Genomic DNA, 19,787 nt, shown 5'->3' with positions numbered 1-19,787 from the left:
CCCGGGGTCAACTGTGGAGACGACGATGAAGAAATTTCTGATCGGTGCGGCGGCGCTGGCCCTGATGGCGGGGGGCGTGTCGGCCGAAGAGGTCAAGCTGCAGCTGAAATGGGTCACCCAGGCCCAGTTCGCGGGCTATTACGTGGCCAAGGACAAGGGCTTTTACAAGGAAGAGGGGCTCGACGTCGACATCATGCCGGGCGGCCCCGACATCTCGCCCACCCAGGTGATGGCCGGCGGCGGCGCCGATGTCACCGTCGACTGGATGCCCTCGGCGCTTGCCGCGCGCGAGAAGGGGCTGGCCCTCGTCAACATCGCCCAGCCCTTCAAGCATTCGGGCATGATGCTGACCTGCCTCAAGGAAACCGGGATCAAGGGGCCCGAGGACTTCAAGGGCAAGACGCTCGGCGTCTGGTTCGGCGGCAATGAATACCCGTTCCTGAGCTGGATGGCGACGCTCGGCATCCCGACCGACGGTTCGGCCGAGGGCGTGAAGGTGCTCAAGCAGGGCTTCAACGTCGATCCGCTGCTGCAAAAGCAGGCCGCCTGCATCTCGACGATGACCTACAACGAATACTGGCAGGTGATCGATGCCGGGCTGACCCCCGGGGATCTCGTCACCTTCAAGTACGAGGACGAGGGCGTCGCCACGCTCGAGGACGGGCTTTACGTCATGGAAGACAAGCTCAAGGACCCGGCCTTCAAGGAGAAGATGGTCAAGTTCGTCCGCGCCTCGATGAAGGGCTGGAAATACGCCGAGGCGAACCCCGACGAGGCGGCCGAGATCGTGCTCGAGAACGACGAGTCGGGGGCGCAGACCGAGAAGCACCAGAAGCGGATGATGGGCGAGATCGCCAAGCTCACCATGGGCTCGAACGGCGCGCTCGATCCGGCGGACTACGAACGCACGGTGAAGATCCTGCTGGCCGGCGGCTCGGACCCGGTCATCTCGAAGGCGCCGGAAGGGGCCTATACGCTCGACATCACCGACGCGGCGCTGAAGTAAGCACGGCCCGCGCGGATCTGGGGCGCCCTTCGGGGCGCCCTTTTTTCATGGGCGATTCCTTAACCCCTCTGTGCTGATCTCGGGGCCGGAGGATCGCCGATGACCCGCACCTATGTGACCGACGAGGATCTGCCGGCGCCGCTGCTCTGGACGGGTGGCGCGCTGCTTGTGGCCGTCGTCGGGGTGCTGTTCTGGGCGGTGTGGAAAAGCCAGTTCGCGGCGCCACCGGGCTATCTTTTCGACACCCCGACCGAGGCGGTCGAGGCGGGCTATTGCCTGGCCGTCGCGCAGGATTACCTGCCTGCGGGCGCTCCGGTCGGCAGCCTGCAGGACGAGGCGGCGCAATTCTGGATCGGCCGGTTGCGAAAGCTCGACGTCCAGGGCATGGGCCGCGCGATCGCCGCCGGGCGGGCGAAGCTCGGCACCGATCTGTGGGCCTCGCGCGGGCGCGAACGGGCGTGGTTCGACTTCGCCCTCGACCGCTGCACCCGCCGCGCAATGAATTATGGCGCGCGCTTCGGCAGTCTCGAGAACTAGCCCGGCTCCCCGGCCAGGGACGGCGGCGCCGCGGTGACGGCGATCTCCTCGCGGGTGCGGGGCAGGGCGTCGGGATGTTCGGCCTGCAGCCAGCCGATCAGCTTCTCGCGCATCTCGCAGCGCAGGTCGAAGGCGCGCGGCGCGGTGCGGGCCGAGACGAGCACGCGCAGCTCCATCACCCGTTCGCGGAAATCGGTGACCTGCAGCGCATAGACCTTGCCGTCCCACAGGGGCGAGGCGGCGGCCAGGTCGCGGCCCTTGGCGCGGATCTCCTCGACCGGGGCGCGGTGGTCGAGATAGAGCAGCACGGTGCCGATCAGCTCGGCGCTCTCGCGGGTCCAGTTCTGGAAGGGCTGTTCGATGAAATAGCTCAGCGGCACGATGAGCCGGCGCCAGTCCCACAACCGGATCACCACGTAAGTCGAGGAAATCTCTTCGACATTGCCCCATTCACCCTCGACGATAAGGGCGTCGTCGATGCGGATCGGCTGGGTGATGGCAAGCTGGATGCCGGCGATCAGGTTCTTCAGCACGGGCTGCAGCGCAAGGCCCACGACGATGCCCGCCGCGCCGCCCGCGGCCAGCAGCGAGACGCCGTATTGCCGCACCGGCTCGAAGGTCATCAGCGCCGCGGCGGTGGCGAAGAGGATCAGCACCACCTTGGCGACCCGCATCAGGATGCGGGTTTGCGTGACATGCTTGCGGGCCAGCAGGTTATCCTCGGCATCCAGCTTGAAGCGGCGCAGGTGCAGCGTCGTCCAGATCGAAAGCGCGGTCCAGGCGATCCAGGCGAGGCACAGGATGAAGGCCACCAGCAGAAGCTGCGCGAGCCCCGCCGCCATGGTCGCCCCGAGTGGCGCGAGCGACAGCGCGAAGCGCAGCGCGGCGATGGCAAGGACCAGCCGCAACGGCGCCGCGCCGCGCCCGACGAGCGAGCGCCAGAACAGATCGCGGCCCGCTACCAGCCGATTCAGCGCCCCGAAGACCAGCCGCCAGACCGCGAGCGCCAGCATCAGCGCCGCGCCCAGCACCAGCGCCGAGACCGCCCAGTCGGGCAGCCACACCCCGGCCCGCGCGATCAGGGTTTCAAGGTCGGCCGTCACTGTCTTGCCCATGTTCCCTCCTTTGTGCTGCAACGCAGCAGGGCGGGGCGGGGTTCCCGTGCGCTTTCGCGCAAGGGCGCGGTGTTTCCCGTGCGGGCCTGAAAACCGCTGCCATCATGCGTAAAATGCTTTTGTAGACAGTCCATTGCCTGTAAATTCCGGGCATGGACACGAAGGGAGGTGGCCGTGGCCCGTTCCGCCCTCACCGGCACGCGGATCCGCGAGCGGCGCACGGCGCTGCATGTGAAGCAGGCCGATCTCGCCCGCGGCGTCGGCATTTCCGCGGCCTATCTGAACCTGATCGAGCACAACCGCCGCCGCGTCGGCGATGACCTGCTCGAGACGCTTGCGCGCGCCCTCGGGGTCGAGCCGGTGGCGCTTTCGGAAGGGGCCGAGGCAGTGCTCTTCGACGGGCTGCGCGAGGCTGCCGTGGGCGCCGAGAAGGCCGGGCCCGAGCTTGAACGCATCGAGGAATTCGTCGGCCGTTTCCCGGGCTGGGCCGCGGTTCTGGCCGACCGTCAGGCGCGCGTCGGCGCGCTCGAGCGCGTGGTCGAGGGCTATGCCGAGCGGATGGCGCAGGACCCGTTCCTGCTCGACAACCTGCACGAGGTGCTCTCGGCGGTGACCTCGCTGCGCTCGACCGCGGCGATTCTGGCCGAGACCGAGGATATCGAGCCCGAATGGCGCAGCCGCTTCCTGCGCACCATGGCCGAGGAAAGCCTGCGGCTGTCGGGCACGGCGGAGTCGCTGGTGGGCTATCTTGATGAAATGGAGACCGCCGAGACCGGCCTTGCCGCACCGCTCGAACAGCTCGAGACCTGGCTTGCCGGGCGCGACTGGCATCTGGCCGAGCTGGAAACCGACGCCCCGCCGGCGCCCGAGGCGCTGATCGAGGGGGTGCCGGAACTCGCCTCGGCCGCGGCGCGCGAGCTGGCGCTTGCCCATGTCGCGCGGGCGGCGGCCGAGGCGCGGGCGCTGCCGCTGGCGGCGTTCTCCGACGCGCTGGTCGAGCTCGGGCCCGAACCGGGGCTTCTGGCCGCGCGCTTTGGCGTGCCGGTCGGGATGGTCTTTCGCCGCCTTGCCACGCTGCCGCCCGGCCTACCCGGGCGGGTGCCGGCGGGGCTTGTCGCCAGCGACGGCTCGGGCACGCTGACCCTGCGCCGGCCGGTGCCGGGCTTTGCCCCGCCGCGCTTCGGCGCCGCCTGTCCGCTCTGGCCGCTCTACGAGGCGCTGGCCCGCCCGTCGCAGCCGGTGCGCGCGGTGATCGACATGGCCGGGCGGCTGCCGGCGCGCTTCCTCGCCTATGCCTGGTGCGCCCAGCACCCGGTCGGCGGCTTCGACGGGCCGGTGCTGCGTGAAGCGATGATGCTGCTTCTGCCCGCCCCGCCCGGCCGCGAGGGCACCGAACGCGCGGTCGGCAGCTCGTGCCGGATCTGTCCGCGCGCGGGCTGTCCGGGGCGACGCGAGCCCTCGATCCTGCCCGAACGTTGAGGCCCCCCCGACCGCTCGCCGTTTGACAGCACGGCCCCGGCCCGCGATAGTCGGCCGAGGGGGAGAGGAGGCACAGGATGGCGCAACGTCAGGTGCTGCTGATCGAGGACGAGCCGCATATCGCCGAGGCGATCCGGTTCATCCTGGGTCGTGCGGGATGGCAGGTCATGCTCGAGACGAACGGCGGCGAGGCGCTGGCGCGCATCGCCGGGCTGCGGCCCGAGGCCGTCATTCTCGATCTGATGCTGCCCGGCCGCTCGGGACTCGAGATCCTGACCGATCTGCGCGCCGATCCGGGGCTTGCCGCGACGCCGGTGCTGATGCTGACCGCGCGCGGTCAGGCGCGCGACCGCGAGGCGGCCGAACAGGCCGGCGCCACCGCCTTCCTGGCGAAACCCTTCGCCAATGCCGATCTCGTCGCCGCGCTCGAGGCGCTCGCCGGGGCCGGCGCCGCGAATGGGGCCGCTGCCGCCGTTGCCGCGCCGGGGCGGCGCTGATGCCGCGCAGCGCCGGCCAGCCGCTGTTCCTGGCCCGCCGTTCCTACCGCCGCCGGCGGATGATGGACGGCGCGCGCGTGTTGCCGCTTCTGGGGGCGGTGCTGCTTCTGCTGCCCGGGCTGTGGCATGCCGAAGCCGGCACCGGGCCGCGCACCGGGGCGGGGGGGATCTATCTTTTCCTCGTCTGGTGCGGGCTGATCCTGGCGGCCTTCGGTCTTGCCCGCGGCCTTGGCCCGGCGCTCGAGGCCGAGGAAGAGGCGGTGGGCGAGCCGCCGCCGGCCCCCGGGACGCCGGGCGGGGACGGCTGAGATGCCCTTCGACAGTCTCGTCGCGGTCAGCCTCGGTTACGTCATCATCCTGTTCACCGTGGCCTTCGTGGCCGAGCGGCGGGCGCGGCTTGGCCGGCTGCGGTTCCTGCGCAGCCCCTGGGTCTACACGCTGTCGCTGTCGATCTATTGCACCGCCTGGACCTTCTATGGCGCGGTTGGCTATGCGGCGCGCTCGGGGCTTGAGTTCGCCACCATCTACCTTGGCCCGACGCTGGTTTTCGTCGGCTGGTGGGCGCTCCTGCGCAAGCTGGTGCGGATCGGCCGGGTGCAACGGGTGACCTCGATCGCCGACCTGATCTCGAGCCGCTACGGCAAGTCGAATCTGCTCGGCGTCATCGTCACGCTGATGTCGGTCGCCGCCGCCACCCCCTATATCGCGCTGCAGCTGCAGTCGGTGACGCTGAGCTTCGGTGTCTTTGCCGCCGACCCGCACGAGGGCTGGCCGATGCCCGATCAGGGCTCGACCGCGTTCTGGATCGCGGCGGGGCTGGCGCTCTTCACCATCCTCTTCGGCACCCGCAACCTCGATGCGAACGAGCGTCACCACGGCGTCGTCATGGCGATCGCGCTCGAGGCGGTGGTCAAGCTGCTGGCGCTGGTCGCGGTCGGGGTCTTCGTCGTCTGGGGCATCGCCGGCGGGCCCGCCGATGTGCTTGCCCGCATCGAGGCCTCGCCGATTGCCGGCTGGGATCTGCACCCGGGCCGCTTTGCCGGGCTGACCTTCGTCTCGGCCGCGGCGGTGCTGACCCTGCCGCGGATGTTTCAGGTGCTGGTGGTCGAGAATGTCGAGGAACGCCATCTGGCCACCGCGAGCTGGGCCTTCCCGGCCTATCTGATGCTGATGAGCCTTTTCGTCGTGCCGATCGCCGTGCTCGGGCTCGAGCGGCTGCCGACGGGCGCGAACCCCGACCTCTTCGTGCTGACCCTGCCGCTGGCCGAGGGGCAGGGGCGGCTGGCGCTCCTTGCCTTCCTCGGCGGGTTCTCCTCGGCCACCTCGATGGTGATCGTGGCGGCGATCGCGCTCGCCACGATGGTCTCGAACCACATCGTCACGCCGCTGTGGCTGGCGCTGCGCGCGGGGCGGGCGCAACAGGGCGACGTGCGCGGCCTCGTGCTGATCAGCCGGCGGCTCTCGATCGGCGCGGTGCTGGCGATGGGGTATTTCTACTACCAGCTGTCAGGCGGCACCGAGGCGCTGGCCGAGATCGGGTTGATCGCCTTTGTCGGCACTGCGCAGGTGCTGCCGGCGCTGATCGGCGGCATCTTCTGGCGTGGCGCGACGCGTCTTGGCGCGATGGTCGGGCTGGTGAGCGGTTTCGCGATCTGGCTTTACGCGCTGTTCCTGCCCTCCTTCGGCGGCGGCGGGCTGATGTCGGCGGGGCTGCTGGCGGAGGGGCCCTTCGGCATCTCCTGGCTGCGGCCGCAGGCGCTCTTCGGGCTCGAGGGGCTCGACCCGCTGCTGCATGCGCTGTTCTGGTCGCTGCTCGTCAACACGCTCGCCTTCCTCGTCTTCTCGATGACCAGCTTCCCGGGACCGATGGAGCGGCTGCAGGGCGTGGCCTTCGTCAATGTCTTCGATCAGGGCCAGGGCGCGCGCAGCTGGTCGCGCGGCCAGGCCGAGGCCGAGGATCTGCTCAGCATGGCGCAGCGCATCCTGGGTGCCGAGGAGGCGCAGCACTTCTTCCAGACCCGGGCGGCGGCACAGGGCAAGGCCGGCTTCCTGCCCGACCCGACGCCCGAGTTCCTGGCGCGGCTCGAGCGTCAGCTGGCGGGCTCGGTCGGCGCGGCGACGGCGCATGCGATGATTGCGCAGCTCATTGGCGGCGCCTCGGTCAGCGTGCAGGACCTGATCGCCGTCGCGGGCGAGGCCGCCGACATCAAGGAATATTCGGCCCGCCTCGAGGCGAAGTCGGAAGAGCTTGCCCGCACCGCGCGCGCGCTGCGCGAGGCGAATGAGAAGCTGACCTCGCTGTCGGTGCAGAAGGACGCCTTCCTCGGCCAGATCAGCCACGAGCTGCGCACGCCGATGACCTCGATCCGCGCCTTTTCCGAGATCCTGATGGAGCCCGACCTGCCCGAGGCGCTGCGCGCGCAATATGCCGAGATCATCCACGAGGAGGCGCGGCGGCTGACCCGGCTGCTCGACGACCTGCTCGACCTGTCGGTTCTGGAACACGGCAAGGCGCAGCTCACGGTCTCGGTCGCGAACCTGCACGACCTGATCGACCGCGCCGTCTCTGCCGCCTCGAACACCCGGCCCGAGCGCGACTTCCGCCTGGAACGCGACACCCCGGCCGAGCACATGCCGATCTTCACCGACACCGACCGGCTGGTGCAGGTGTTCATCAACATCATCTCGAACGCCCGCAAATATTGCGACGCCGAACGGGCGGTGCTGCGCATCGAGGTGAAGCGGCGCGGCCAGAAGGCGCAGATCGACTTCATCGACAACGGCTCGGGCATCCCGAAGGCCAGCCAGGCGCTGATCTTCGAGAAATTCGCCCGCCTCACCGACACCTCGAAGGCGGGGGGCGCGGGGCTGGGGCTCGCGATCTGCCGCGAGATCATGGCCAATCTGGGCGGCAGCATCGACTATCTGCCGGGGCAGGGGGGCGCCGCCTTCCGGGTCACGCTGCCGCTGCGCCGGCGTGAAGGCGAGGCCGCCTGAGACGGCAAAATCCCACGCGCTTCAATGATTTGTAAACCCTGAGCGGGGCATTCTGGCCGCCAGGGGCGCCCCTGTGGCGCGGACAGCGGCGGGACGGATCGGGCAGATGGCGGGGCAGGCTCAGGACAGGCCGGTATTGGCGCGCAAGGCAGAGGCCGGGCGGCCCGATCCCGGCGCGCCGCCGATGACGGCCGAGCGGGCGATCTCGCAGGCACTGTCGCGCGCGGCGGGCGAGCTGTTCGATCTGCCGCTGGCGGTGAGTGCGATCCGCGAGCGGCGGATGACCCTCTCCGACCTGCCCGAGCTTCTCGAGGAGCTGTCGCTGCTTGCCCTGATCGAGGGGCCGCAGGAGACGCTCGGCCTGCTGGCCCTGCCGCCCGCGACGCTCGCGACGCTGATCGAGGTGCAGATGACCGGTCGGGTCGGGCGCGCCGTGGCTCCGCCGCGCCGCCCGACCCGGGTCGATGCGGCGATGGCGGCGGAGTTCGTCGATGCCGTCCTCGAGGGGATCGAGGACGGGCTCGAGGGCATGGAGGAGCAGGTCTGGGCGGGGGGCTATCGCTATGCCTCGCATCTTGATGATCCGCGCCCGCTTGGCCTGCTGCTCGAGGATCTGGGCTATCGTGTCTGGCAGATCGATCTCGTGCTCGGCCCGGCGCCGGGGCGGCCTGCCGGGCTCTTGTGGGCGGTGCCGGCGCAGGGGCATTTCCGGCGCCAGCCGGTGCGGCCGACGGCGGGGGCTCCGGCTGCCCCCGCGCCCGAGAGCGATGCGGCCGAGGCCGCCGACTGGGCGCGGCGGATGGAGGGCACGGTGATGGGCACGCAGGCGGTGCTCGAGGCGGTGCTGCACCGCGTCACCCTGCCGCTCGCCACGCTGATGACCTTCGGCCCCGGCACCTGCATCCCGTTGCCCGAGGATGCGCTCGAGCGGCTGTCGCTCGAGGGCGCGGGGCGGCGGCGGCTGGCCCCGGCGCGGCTTGGCCAGCACCGCGGTTTCCGGGCGTTGCGGATTTCCTCGGACGAGGACGAGGCGGCGCTGCCGCAGGCGGCGAAGCCGCTGAAGATGAAGACCGCCCCGCCGTTCGAGCCCGGCCCCTCGCCCTTTGCCGCCGCGCCGGCCCCGGGCACTGCTGCGGCGGGCACGGGCGCGCTTGGTCTTGCCATGGACTGGGACGGCGACGCCGGGGAGGCGCCGGCCAAACCGGCCGCGCGGCGCAGCTCCTCGGCCTGAGGCGGTTCAGACCACCATGCAGACGGTCTTCGTCTCGAGGTAGTTCTCGAGCCCGTTCGGCCCGTTCTCCACCCCCCAGCCCGAGGTCTTCATCCCGCCCTTCGGCAGCTCGGGCGAGAAGTAGCTGTGGCAATTCACCCAGACCGTGCCCGCCCGCACCGCCGCCGCCATCCGGTGCGCGGCGCTCAGGCTTTCGGTCCAGACCGAGGCGGCAAGGCCGTAGTCGGTGTCATTGGCAAGCGCCAGTGCCTCTTCGGGCTCGTCGAAGGGGGTGATCGCGGTGACCGGGCCGAAGATCTCCTCGCGCATCAGCGCCATGTCGGGGGTGACGCCGGCAACGACCGTCGGCGCGAAGAAGGCCGGCGCCTCGGTGAACCCCGTGCCGCCCGCCAGCACCTCGGCCCCGTCGGCCCGCCCGCCCGCGACATAGGCCGCGACGCGCGCCGCCTGGTCCGGGCTGACCAGCGGGCCAAGGTCGGACGCCGGGTCGAGCCCGTGACCAAGCCGCAGCCGCCCCGCCTCGCGTGCCAGCCCCTCGGCCATCGCCTCATAGACCTTGCGCTGCACATAGACGCGCGAGCCCGCAACGCAGACCTGCCCGGAATTGGCGAAGATGCCGCGCGCGACGCCGGGAATGGCGCGCGACAGGTCGGCATCGGCCATCACGATCGCCGGCGACTTGCCGCCCAGCTCCAGCGTCAGCTTCTTCAGGTTGCCGCGCGCCGAGCCGAGCAGGATCCGCCCGACCTCGGTCGAGCCGGTGAAGGCGACCTTGGCGACGCCGGGGTGACGGGCCAGTGCATCGCCGACCTCGGCGCCAAAGCCGGTCAGCAGGTTGACGACGCCCGCGGGCAGCCCCGCCTCGAGCATCAGCTCGCACAGCCGGATCGCGGTGAGTGAGGTCTCCTCGGCCGGTTTCAGCACCACCGTGCAGCCCGCGCAAAGCGCCGGTGCCAGCTTCATCGCCGCCATCAGCAAGGGCGAGTTCCACGGCGTGATCGCCGCCACCACGCCGATCGGCTCGCGCCGGGTGTAGGCCATCACCTGCTTGCCGGCGGGCGCATAGCCGATCGAGGGGGTGATCGCGGTGCCGAGGATCTTGCTCGCATAGCCCGCGTAATAGCGGAACTGCGCGATCGCGCCCGGGATCTCGCCGAAGCGGGCGGTGGCGAAGGTCTTGCCCTGATCGAGGCTTTCAAGCTCGGCCAGTTCGTCGGCGTGCGCCTCGATCGCATCGGCGATCTTCCACAGCAGCGCGCCGCGCGCCATCGGCAGCATCTGGGCCCAGTCGGGGCGGGAAAGCGCCGCCTGTGCCGCGGCAACTGCGGCCTCGGCCTCGGTCGCGCCGGCACGGGCGAGCGTGGCGAGCAGCGCGCCGGTCGCCGGATCGGTGGTCTCGAAGGTCGCGGCGGTGGCGCGCCATTCACCGTCGATCAGGATCTTCTTTGCGCCAGTGGCCAGGAAGGCGCGTGCGCCTTCGGTCTTCGGGGCATGGGGGGTGAGGCTCAGGGTCATGGCAGGTCTTTCAGGCGGTCGCGGGCGGTTCTCGCGCCGCGCAGGATCGAGTGGTAGCCGGTGCAGCGGCACAGGTTGCCCTCGAGCGCCTCGGCAATGCGGGCGTCATCGGGCAAGGGGCGGGCGGAGAGCAGCCCCGCCAGCGTCATCATCATGCCGGGCGCGCAATAGCCGCATTGGAAGGCGTTTTCCTCCTCCATCGCGGCGGCGAGCGTCTCGCCCACGGGCAGGGCGGCGAGTCCGGCGATGGTGGTGATCGCGCGGCCCGCGACCTGCCAGCCCGAGAGCAGGCAGGCATTCACCGCGGCGCCGTCCAGAAGCACTGTGCAGGCGCCGCAGCGACCGATGGCGCAGCCCGCCTTGACCTCGGTCGCGCCAAGCCGCTCGCGCAGCGCGTCGAGCAGAGTTTCCTCGGCGCCGATCGTCGCCGGGGCGCCGTTCAGTGTGAAGGCGAGGGGCGGGCTCATCGGGCGGCCTCCAGCATCGCAAGCAGGGTTTCTGGCGGAAACGGCGCGGTCGCGGGCCAGGCGCCAAGCGCATCGGCGACGGCATTCGCGATCGCGGGCGTCACCGCGCCGATGCCAAGCTCGCCCACCCCGCGCGGGCCGAAGGGGTCGGTGGGGTCGAGCGGCTCGTGCGCCGTCGCCCGCATCCGCTCGGGCACGTCGCGCACCGTGGGCATCAGATAGCTGTCGAAGTTGCGCGCAAGCGGCCGGCCGGCGGTCATCGGCATGTCCTCGGTCAGGGTGAAGCCAAGGCCCTGCACCAGCCCGCCCTCCATCTGGCCAAGATAGGAGGCCATGTCGATCACCTTGCCCGCGGCGGTGTGGATCTCGAGGTCGAGCACCCGCACCGCGCCGCTCACCCGGCTGATCGCGACACGGGCGAGGGTGACGCCATAGGCGAAGATGAAACGCGCATTGCCGGCGCGGTAGTCGCTTTTCGGGAAGGCGAAGAAGGTCTCGGCGCGCTCTGGCGCCAGTTCGGAAAAGGCGAGGGTGGGGCTGTGGTTGCCGCCCTCGGCCTGGACCCCGCCCGGCACGATGCGCAGCCGGTCCGCGGGCAGGCCAAGCCGCAGGGAGGCCTGCGCGAGGATCTTTGCGGCCAGCGCCGGCGCCGTCTCCTCGACGCCGCGCCACACCACATAGCCGCCGCGCGAGGCGGTGGTCGAACCGCTGTCGGGCGCGGTGCCGGTGTCGCCGAAGATCACCTCGATGTCGGCGCGCGCGCAGTGCAGCTGCTCGGCCACCGCGGCATGGACCGAGGCCACCATGCCCTGGCCGATCTCGTCGAGCCCGGTGAAGACGCGGATCTTGCCGTCTTCGAGCCGCACTTCGAACCGCGCCTCGTCGGTCGGGATCGTGCCAAGCCCGTTGCCCTGATAGTTCAGCGCGATGCCGGTGCCGGTGACCTCGTCGGGGCGCGCGGCGGCGGGCGCCCACAGGTCCGAGGCCGCGGCGATGTCGAGCATCTCGGACAGCTTCTCGGTCGGCGCGACTTTCTGGCCGAGGAAGCCCGGCTCGCCCGCCCGGCGCAGGTTGCGGCGCCGGATCTCGACCGGGTCGAGCCCGCACCGCGCCGCGAGCCGGTCGATCTGGCATTCGATCGCATAGCTCATCTGGTTCGCGCCAAAGCCGCGGAAGGCGCCGCCGGTGCCGTTGTTGGTATAGGCGAGCCGGCCACGGGTGCGGATGTTCGCGACCCGATAGGGGCCGGCCGCGTGCTCCATCGCGGTTTCCAGCACGCCGGGCGAGAGCGAGGCATAGGCGCCGCTGTCGGCCAGTGCCTCGACCTCCTGCGCCACCAGCCGCCCCTCGGCGTCGCAGCCGGTGCGCATGCGGATCACGAAGGGGTTGCGCTTGGTGCCGGCAAGCACGCTTTCGGCGCGGCTCAGATGCAGGCGCACCGGGGCGCGGGCCTTCAGCGCCAGAAGTGCGAGCGCCGGCTGCACGGTCAGCTCGTCCTTGCCGCCGAAGGCGCCACCGGTCGGAGAGGTGACGACGCGGATCCGCTCCTCGGGCAGGGCGAGGATGCGGGCAAGCTGCATCCGGTCGCGCGCGCCATGCTGACCGCCCGCGCAGACGATCAACCCCTCGCCCTCGGGCGCGGCCCAGCCCCCTTCAGTCTCCATGAAACCGTGCATCTGCCGCGGCGTGACATAGGTGTCCTCGACCACATGCGCGGCAGCGGCAAAGCCCGCGGCCAGATCGCCGCGGCTCAGCCCGACCTCGGTCACCAGGTTGCCAGAGGCATGGACCGGGGGCGCCCCGGGGGCAAGCGCCGCCGCCATGTCCTCGACCAGCGGCAACGGCCGATAGTCGACGCGGATGAGCGACAGCGCGCGCTCGGCGGTCTCGGCGTCGATGGCGGCCACTGCGGCCACCGCATCGCCGATATAGCGCACCCGGTCGGCACAGAGCGCCGGCTGGTCCTGGAACAGGATGCCGAAGGCATTCAGCCCCGGCACGTCGCGATGGGTGACGACGGCGCGCACGCCGGGCAGGGCCTCGGCCGCCGCGGTGTCGATCGCCAGGATCTCGGCATGCGGATGGGCGGCGCGCAGGATGCGGCCGACGAGCATCCCCTCGGCCCGCACATCGGTCATGTAGGCGAGCGTGCCGCGCACCTTGGCGGGCATGTCCTCGCGCATGTGCCAGCGCTCACCACCGGCGGCGCGGCTCAGTTCCGTCAGCTCGGGCAGCGGCGCGGGGGCAGGGCGCGGACGCGCGGGGCGGGGACGCGGCGCCAGCCCGACCAGCCCCGCGACCAGCGCGTTCGCCGCGACGCGCCGGCGGTAGCGGGCGCTGCGAAAGGCGCAGTCGGGGGCGGCGATCTCGGCCTCGATCCGGGCGCCGAGCGCCGCGCGGTCGAGCGTGGCGAGCGGCCGGCCGAGCAGCCAGCCCTCGGTCTCGGGCAGGCGCGCGGGGGCGACCGCGCCGCCGCCGACCGCGAGCCGCACCGCGGCGATGCGGTCGTCCTCGAGGCTGAACGCGCCCGCCGCGGCGATGATCGAGGGGCAGAACCCCGCGCGCAGTCCTGTCTTGCGCCAGATCTGCCGGGCAAGCGGCGAGACGGTGACCGACAGCACCAGCCCCTCGGGGCAGGCGAGCCAGTCGACGAGCGGACGGGGGCCGTGAGTGGTCCCGACCTGCGCCTCAAGCGCAAGAAGGGCAGGAAGAAGGCACCCCGCCCGCCAGCCGATGGTGCCGCCGAGCGTCGCCAGACGGCGAATGTTCGGGGCGGCGACATCGGCCGCCGCCGCGCTCAGAAGCGGCACTGACCCCCAACGCAGGGTTTCGAGATCGGTTCCCGCGCCGATCCGGTTTCCTTCAATGCCTTTCGGCAGCAGCGCCCCGATGTCGACCAGATCCGCCGGCACCGGCTTGCCCGCCGCCGCATCCAGCCGAAAGGCGGTGCCGCCCGCGACCGGGCGCGCCCCCGCGGCGATGCGGGCGAGTGCCTCGTCGAGCGTCGCGGCGCGGGTGACGCTCATTCGGCGGCCATCGCGGCGGGTTCGGCGGTCGTGCCGAAGGTCAGCCCCTTCTCCTTCAGCCAGCGGCGATAGGCGATCGAGGAACTGTCGGCGCGGGTCGGGATCTCGGCCCGCGGTTCCAGCGGCAGAAGCAGCGGGCGCTGGTTCTCGACGATGATCCGGTCTTGCAGGAAGATCACCTGCTCGAAGCGCAGAAGCTGCGTCTGCGTCGCCTGCTGGTCGAGCAGATACATCACCGGCTGCGCCCGGCACAGACCGGCCTCGATCGGGTGGATGAAGAGCGCGATGGCGTCCTGCCGCTCGGGCGCCGAGGGGCAGACGCGATAGAGCATGACGACGAAGGGATCGGGCACGCGATAGGTCAGCCGGGCGAATTCGCCCTCGGGCCGGGTGCTGGTCATCTGCGGCTGGAAGAAGGTGCAGTTCGTCGCCCAGACCTCGTCGACCTCGCGGCGGATCTCGGACTTGTAGCCAGGCACTTCGGTGTGCGGCTCGGAGCCGAGGATGTCGGTGTGCACGAAGGGAAAATGCGCCATGTCGAGAAAGTTCTCGACCACCCTCAGCCCCGAGGCCCGCATGGTCACCCAACCGCAGGGGACGAAGCGGCGGTCGGGTTCCCCGGCTTCGGCGATGTCGAAGATCTCGCGCCCCGGGGTGCCGAGCGTGGTCCACAGACAGCCGAATTTCTCGCGCACCGGCAGGGCGCGCGCGTCGGACATCACCTGCCGGCCCGGCCCGATGGTGATCGGGTGGCCCAGCAGCTTCGTCTCCTCGACCCGGTCGAGGTCGGCAAGCGTCGCGACCGCATACCAGGCGTTCAGGGCGACGGGATCTTGCGTGGCGCTCATCGTGGCCTCCTCAGGCATCGGTCCATTGTTTCGAGGCATTCTCGCCCAGCCACGCCTTGCGGCGGGTGAAAAGGCCGGGGGCAAGGCGGTCGATGCGGGCGATGATCTCGCCCATGTCGCCGGTCTTCAGCGCGCCGTCCTCGACGACGATCGCGCCATTGACCATGGTCATCGCCACGTCCGAGCCGCGCACCGCATGCACAAGGTTGTGCTGCAGGTTGAACCATTCGCCATCGGGCAGGAAGGGGGTCATCCGCGGCGTGTCGGCGCGCACCGCGATGATGTCGGCCTTCTTGCCGGGTTCGAGCGCGCCGGTGACCTCGCCGAGCCCCACCGCCTTCGCGCCGAGCGAGGTGCCCATGCGCAGCGCCGTCCAGCTGTCCATCGCCGCGGCGTCGCGGTGCCGCAGCTTGCCCAGAAGTGAGGCGGTCTTCAGCTCCTCGAACATGTCGAAGTTGTTGTTTTCCTTCTCGCCATCGGTGCCAAGCCCGACCGGCACGCCCAGCTCCAGCATCTCGGCCACCGGCGCGATGCCCGAGGCGAGCTTCATGTTCGACACCGGGTTGTGCGCGACCGAGACGTTGTAGCCCGAGATCAGCTCGACCTCGTCGCGGTCGAGCCAGACGGCATGGGCGAACATCGTGTGGCGGGTCTCGAAGAAGCCCAGATCGCGGAACACCTCCATCGGGCGGCGGCCATAGCGGCGGAGGAACTCGGCCACCTCGATCTCGGCCTCCGAGCAATGGGTGTGGAACGGCACGTCGTATTTCTTCGCCATGTCGATGGCGCGCCGCTGCCCGGCCTCGTCGGCATAGAACAGGTGTTCGAGCCCGACCCAGACCGAGACCCGGCCGTCTGCGCCGCCGTTCCAGCGCTGGATCAGCGCCTCGTTCATGTCGAGCCGGTCGAAATAGTCGTAATCGGGGTGCTCGCCCACATAGGGCACGGCGATCAGCCGGTTGCCCATCACCTCGGCGGCCTTGGCCGAGCCCTCCATGAAGCGCCACATGTCGACGACGGTGGTGGTGCCGGACAGCAGGCTTTCGGCATAGCACAGATAGCTTGCCGCCTCGGCCTCCTCGGGGCGCAGCATCCGGTGCATCGGGTTGATGTGCAGCGTCAGCCAGTCCCAGACCGGCAGGTGTTCGGCGGTGCCGCGCAGGAAGCCGGAATGGGCATGGGCGTTGATCAGCCCGGGCATCAGTACGGCGCGGCCCATCGACTTGACCTTGGCGCCGGGGTGGGCGGCAAGGATCTCGTCGGCGGGGCCGACGGCGGCGATGGTGTCGCCGCGCACCACGACCGCGCCCTTGGCGATCACCCGCAGCGCGGCATCCATCGTCACCACGGCATCGGCGGTCAGGATCAGGTCGGTCATGCGTCCTCCAGAATGAACGTCGCCGCGCGTTCACCGATCAGGGTCACGGGGGCGTGGGTGTGGCAGGCGGGGATCACCGGGATCACGGAGGCATCCGCCACCCACAGCCCGCGCGTGCCCCGGACGGCAAGGCGCGGGGTGACCGGGGCCTCGTCCGAGGCCCCCATCCGCGCCGTGCCGCAGCAGTGGAAGAAGGTCGAGCAGCCGCGCCGCACGAAGGTGTCGAGCGCGTCGCCGGTAAGCCGCCCCTCGGGCGCGGCAAAGCCGGCGAAGAGGCCGGCGAAGGCCGGACCCGTGACCAAGTCGAGCAGCGCCTCGACGCCGCGCTTCATCGCCGCCAGATCGCGCGGATCGGTGAGCAGGCCGGGGCGGATGTCGAGCGGGTCATCGACCCCGGTGCCGGTCAGCCGCAGCCGCCCGCGCGACCACGACCGCATCACGCCGAGGCCAATGGCGAAGAGCGGCCCCTGGTCGGGCAGGCGGTAGTGCTCCATCAGCGCGGGCACCCCCGAGCGGCCCTGGATCGGGAAGGCGAGCAGGTCCGCCTCGGGCAGGCTGGCATCGGATTTCCAGATCGTCAGCGTGCCGCCGCCGTTCCCCTGCATCGGGCCGAAGGGCTCGGTCAGGCGGAAATTCAGCGCGCGCAGCAGCGGGTGGTCCTGCAGGTTCTGCCCCACGCCCTCGGCCCGCACCCGGCAGGCAAGGCCGAGGCGGGCGAGCTCCGCCTCGGGACCGATGCCGGCAAGGGTCAGCAGCCGCGGCGTCTCGAAGGCGCCGGCGGCAAGGATCACGCCGCGGCGCGCGGTGAAACGGCCGGCCGTGGTCTCGACCCCGGTCGCGCGGTCGCCGGTGAAGATCAGGTCCAGCGCCCGGGTCTCGGGGAGCAGCGTCACGCCGCGCCCCAGCATCGGCCGCAGATAGCCGTCGGCCGAGGTCCAGCGCCGCCCGTCCTTCAGGTTGAAATTGCCAAGCGCCACGCCGAGGGGCTCGGGCCCGTTCGGATCGGCCAGTTCCGGCAGCCCCATCGCCCGCCCGCCCGCCAGCATCGCGCGGGTCAGCGGGTGCTCGGTGCTCGAGCGTTCGATCGACAGCGGGCCGCCCACGCCGCGCAGGTGGGTGGCGCCGCCCGCCCAGTCCTCGGCGCGGCGGATGAAGGGCAGACAGTCGTCAAAGGACCAGCCGGGCGCCTCGGCGTCCCATCGTGCGTAATCTGCAGGGGTGCCGCGATACCACATCATCGCATTGGTGGCCGAGGAGCCGCCCACGGCCTTGCCGCGCGGAATGGCGATGGTGCGGCCCAGCACCTCGGGGGCGGGGGCATAGTCGTGTTCCCAGTCCCAGATGCTGCGCTGCAACCCGAACCAGCAGGAGGGATCCTCGATCTCGCGCACGCCCTTCGGGTCGCGCCCGGCCTCGAGGACCAGCACCTCGGCGCCCGCCTCGGCCAGACGCCGCGCCACCGGCGCGCCGCCCGAGCCCGAGCCGATGACGATGAAATCGAAGCTGTCCTGCATCGCCCTCGTGCCTTCTGCCCCCTGCCTTCTGTCCAGCGTGCCGTCTCAGTTGTGCTCCGAGGGGCCCATGATGGTGATCCCCTCGGTCGCCTCGACATGGCGCACGAAGATGTACTTGTCCTCGCGCCCGTCGGAATGCTTGCGGCGGATGTCGGGCTGCACCGTGCCCGCGACCTTGGCGACGACGATATAGGGCTCGGCCGCGGCGAGGCCCTTGCGGCAATGGTCCTCGAACTCCTCGAGGGTGCGGGCGGTATAGGCATGCGGCACGCCCGCGCCGCGCGCGATCGCCGCGATGTCGACCCGGCCGAAGGCGGTGTGGGTCGGCGGGCCGCCGATCGACTGGTAGCATTCGTTGTCCCAGACCACGACGAAGAGGTTCTTCGGCTGTTCGTTGCCCAGCGTGGCGAGGATGCCGAGGTTGAACATCATGCCGCCGTCGGTGTCGAGCGAGACGATGCGGCGGTCGGGAAGCCCCGCCGCCAGACCGAAGGCCTGCGGCGTGACGCAGCCCAGCTGCTGCTGGAACAGGCTGGCTGCGCGCATGTGCGGGGCGGCGTTGTACCATTCGTCGACCGAGGCGCCGAGCGACAGGATCACCAGCTCGTCCGACAGCATCGCGGCCAGTTTCGTCATGCAGTCAAAGCGTTTCATCGCACGATGCTCCCCGACAGCGCCACCGCGGTGTGGTAATAGCTGGCATAGGCCAGCTCGTAGGCGTCGACGATCGCCTGCTCGATCCGCGCTTCCTCGCGCTCGACCACATAGGGGATGCGCAGCGCCTGCAGCACCGGCTCCATCGTCACGCCATGCGGCACCGCCCACCAGTTGTTCTCGCCCATGTCGCCGCGATAGCTCATCAGCATCACCACCGGGATGCCGGCGCCGAGCCCCATCCGGGCAAGCGGCTCGACCGAGGCGCGCAGGCCCGAGTTCTCCATCACCAGCGCCGCGCGCTTGCCCGAGAGGAACACGCCGCCGCAGATCGCCGCGCCCTCGCCCTCGTTGGTGACGCGGATGGTGCGGATGTCGGGATCGGCATCAAGCGCCGGATAGAGCTCCTTGAAGAGCGAATCCGGCAGGTAGCAGACGATCGAGACGCCTGCGCGCTTGAGGCCGCGGATCACGGCGTCGACGGCGCTTTGCTGCATGGGAGAGTCTTTCCTGCGTTGTCTTCCCGCTCAGCCAACCAGCTTTCCGGTGTTCCGAAAAGACGATGATTTCCGAACCAGTCGTTGTGCCTGGTGCAACACCTGTCAGGCCAGCCGCTCGAGCGCGAGGCCGAGCGAGGAGCCAAGCGCCTCGGCCGCCTCCGAGGCCTCGCCCTTCGGCCGCGCGATCAGCGACAGGCGTCGCGCGCTGAGGCGCGAATCGGAGAGCGGGATGAACACCAGCTCGCCGCGCGCGATCTCGGCCTGCACGCCGAGCTGGGTCTGCAACACCGTGCCGAGGCCGCGCTTGGCCAGGTCGATCATCAGCCCGATCGAGTTTGTCCTTGCCCGGCGCGAGAATTCGACGAAGCTGCCCGAGAGCACCTGTTCGATCGAGCTGTCGAGGGTGAGCGAATGGTCCGACAGGATCACCCGCTCGCCGGCCAGGTCATAGGAGCGCAACGGCCCCTTCTGCTGCGTCAGCCGGGTGCCGGGGGCGACCATCACCCCAAGCGGCAGCTGCACCGCGGTGATCCGGCGCGCGCCGCGCGGCAGGCGCATGTCGAAGGCGATGGCGATGTCGGCCTCGCCCTGCGTCACCAGATCCACCGCCTCCTGCGAGCCGCAGACATGCACGTCGACCGAGATCTCGGGGTGGCGGATCCAGAAGGCGGCGAGCACGTCGGGCACCAGCGCGCGGGCCGCACTCTCGATTACCGCAAGCGTCACGGTGCCGCGCCGCAGCCCCTGAAGATCGCCGATCTCGGTCACCGCGCGTTTCAGCTCGCGGTCGGACTGGCGCAAATGGTAATGCAGCAGCTCGCCCGCCGAGGTCAGCTTCAGCCGCTGCTTCTGGCGCTCGAACAGCGGCGTGCCGATGTCCTCCTCCAGCTGCTTGATGGTGCGGCTGACCGAGGAGGGGGCGACGTTCATCGCGAGCGCCGCCTGCCGGATCGAGCCGAGCCGCGCCACCAGCATGAAGTGATGCGTGCGTGACGAGATCAGCCCGAGCCGGTGCAGGTCCAT

General features: G+C 70.7%; 17 protein-coding genes. 7 read left to right on the top strand and 10 right to left on the bottom strand.

The genetic code is table 11. The features are described from left to right. The first annotated feature begins 25 nt into the window (after positions 1-25). Together AC0QTQ_RS12480 and AC0QTQ_RS12475 are read left to right on the top strand one after the other, a co-directional pair. Positions 26-1,006, top strand: coding sequence for an ABC transporter substrate-binding protein (locus AC0QTQ_RS12480; protein ID WP_480256844.1), 981 nt, complete (start codon positions 26-28; stop codon positions 1,004-1,006). Between the two features lie 99 nt (positions 1,007-1,105). Further along, complete coding sequence (locus tag AC0QTQ_RS12475) at positions 1,106-1,543, top strand: hypothetical protein (protein WP_480256843.1); 438 nt, start codon at positions 1,106-1,108, stop codon at positions 1,541-1,543. Here AC0QTQ_RS12475 and AC0QTQ_RS12470 read toward each other — a convergent pair. After that, positions 1,540-2,658 carry a mechanosensitive ion channel family protein gene (locus AC0QTQ_RS12470; RefSeq protein WP_480256842.1) on the bottom strand — a complete coding sequence of 373 codons (1,119 nt, stop codon included), beginning with the start codon at positions 2,656-2,658 and terminating at the stop codon, positions 1,540-1,542. The genes AC0QTQ_RS12475 and AC0QTQ_RS12470 overlap by 4 nt on opposite strands. A gap of 174 nt (positions 2,659-2,832) precedes the next feature. On the opposite strand from AC0QTQ_RS12470, the gene AC0QTQ_RS12465 reads away from it, so the two are divergent. The 5 genes from AC0QTQ_RS12465 to AC0QTQ_RS12445 all read left to right on the top strand — a co-directional run bounded on the left by AC0QTQ_RS12465 (position 2,833) and on the right by AC0QTQ_RS12445 (position 8,862). Further along, positions 2,833-4,137 carry a short-chain fatty acyl-CoA regulator family protein gene (locus AC0QTQ_RS12465; RefSeq protein WP_480256841.1) on the top strand — a complete coding sequence of 435 codons (1,305 nt, stop codon included), beginning with the start codon at positions 2,833-2,835 and terminating at the stop codon, positions 4,135-4,137. Between the two features lie 77 nt (positions 4,138-4,214). Then, positions 4,215-4,634, top strand: a complete 420-nt coding sequence (locus AC0QTQ_RS12460; protein WP_121533186.1) for a response regulator transcription factor — start codon at positions 4,215-4,217, stop codon at positions 4,632-4,634. After that, on the top strand, positions 4,634-4,942 hold the full coding sequence (locus AC0QTQ_RS12455; protein WP_480256840.1) for a hypothetical protein: 309 nt from the start codon (positions 4,634-4,636) through the stop codon (positions 4,940-4,942). Before AC0QTQ_RS12460 ends, AC0QTQ_RS12455 begins: the two co-directional genes overlap by 1 nt. Position 4,943: 1 nt before the next feature. Further along, complete coding sequence (locus tag AC0QTQ_RS12450) at positions 4,944-7,631, top strand: ATP-binding protein (RefSeq protein ID WP_480256839.1); 2,688 nt, start codon at positions 4,944-4,946, stop codon at positions 7,629-7,631. Positions 7,632-7,767: 136 nt separating this feature from the next. Next, positions 7,768-8,862, top strand: coding sequence for a FliM/FliN family flagellar motor C-terminal domain-containing protein (locus AC0QTQ_RS12445; protein ID WP_480256838.1), 1,095 nt, complete (start codon positions 7,768-7,770; stop codon positions 8,860-8,862). Positions 8,863-8,868: 6 nt separating this feature from the next. On the opposite strand, the gene AC0QTQ_RS12440 is transcribed toward AC0QTQ_RS12445, so the two are convergent. The 9 genes from AC0QTQ_RS12440 to AC0QTQ_RS12400 all read right to left on the bottom strand — a co-directional run bounded on the left by AC0QTQ_RS12440 (position 8,869) and on the right by AC0QTQ_RS12400 (position 19,787). Then, positions 8,869-10,377, bottom strand: a complete 1,509-nt coding sequence (locus AC0QTQ_RS12440) for an aldehyde dehydrogenase family protein (protein ID WP_480256837.1) — start codon at positions 10,375-10,377, stop codon at positions 8,869-8,871. Further along, positions 10,374-10,844, bottom strand: coding sequence for a (2Fe-2S)-binding protein (locus tag AC0QTQ_RS12435; RefSeq protein ID WP_121533196.1), 471 nt, complete (start codon positions 10,842-10,844; stop codon positions 10,374-10,376). Before AC0QTQ_RS12435 ends, AC0QTQ_RS12440 begins: the two co-directional genes overlap by 4 nt. Next, on the bottom strand, positions 10,841-13,870 hold the full coding sequence (locus AC0QTQ_RS12430) for a molybdopterin cofactor-binding domain-containing protein (protein WP_480256836.1): 3,030 nt from the start codon (positions 13,868-13,870) through the stop codon (positions 10,841-10,843). The genes AC0QTQ_RS12435 and AC0QTQ_RS12430 overlap by 4 nt, the downstream gene beginning before the upstream one ends. Then, positions 13,867-14,718 carry an aromatic ring-hydroxylating dioxygenase subunit alpha gene (locus AC0QTQ_RS12425; protein WP_480256835.1) on the bottom strand — a complete coding sequence of 284 codons (852 nt, stop codon included), beginning with the start codon at positions 14,716-14,718 and terminating at the stop codon, positions 13,867-13,869. The genes AC0QTQ_RS12430 and AC0QTQ_RS12425 overlap by 4 nt, the downstream gene beginning before the upstream one ends. Before the next feature lie 10 nt (positions 14,719-14,728). Next, positions 14,729-16,096, bottom strand: coding sequence for an amidohydrolase family protein (locus tag AC0QTQ_RS12420; RefSeq protein WP_480256834.1), 1,368 nt, complete (start codon positions 16,094-16,096; stop codon positions 14,729-14,731). Then, the gene (locus AC0QTQ_RS12415; RefSeq protein ID WP_480256833.1) at positions 16,093-17,610 is read right to left on the bottom strand and encodes a GMC family oxidoreductase; all 1,518 of its coding nucleotides are present in this window, start codon (positions 17,608-17,610) and stop codon (positions 16,093-16,095) included. Before AC0QTQ_RS12415 ends, AC0QTQ_RS12420 begins: the two co-directional genes overlap by 4 nt. A gap of 45 nt (positions 17,611-17,655) precedes the next feature. After that, entirely contained in the window at positions 17,656-18,264 is a 609-nt protein-coding gene (locus tag AC0QTQ_RS12410) for a thiamine pyrophosphate-dependent enzyme (RefSeq protein WP_121533206.1), read from the bottom strand. After that, positions 18,261-18,761 carry a thiamine pyrophosphate-binding protein gene (locus AC0QTQ_RS12405; RefSeq protein ID WP_113900952.1) on the bottom strand — a complete coding sequence of 167 codons (501 nt, stop codon included), beginning with the start codon at positions 18,759-18,761 and terminating at the stop codon, positions 18,261-18,263. The genes AC0QTQ_RS12410 and AC0QTQ_RS12405 overlap by 4 nt, the downstream gene beginning before the upstream one ends. A 105-nt stretch (positions 18,762-18,866) precedes the next feature. Further along, a complete protein-coding gene (locus AC0QTQ_RS12400; RefSeq protein WP_121533208.1) occupies positions 18,867-19,787 on the bottom strand; it encodes a LysR family transcriptional regulator in 921 nt (306 codons plus the stop codon).

The organism is Paenirhodobacter sp. YD-8 (genome assembly GCF_056590935.1).
Note: the sequence above shows the minus strand (reverse complement) of the source record. Positions and strands in the feature narration are given on the sequence as shown.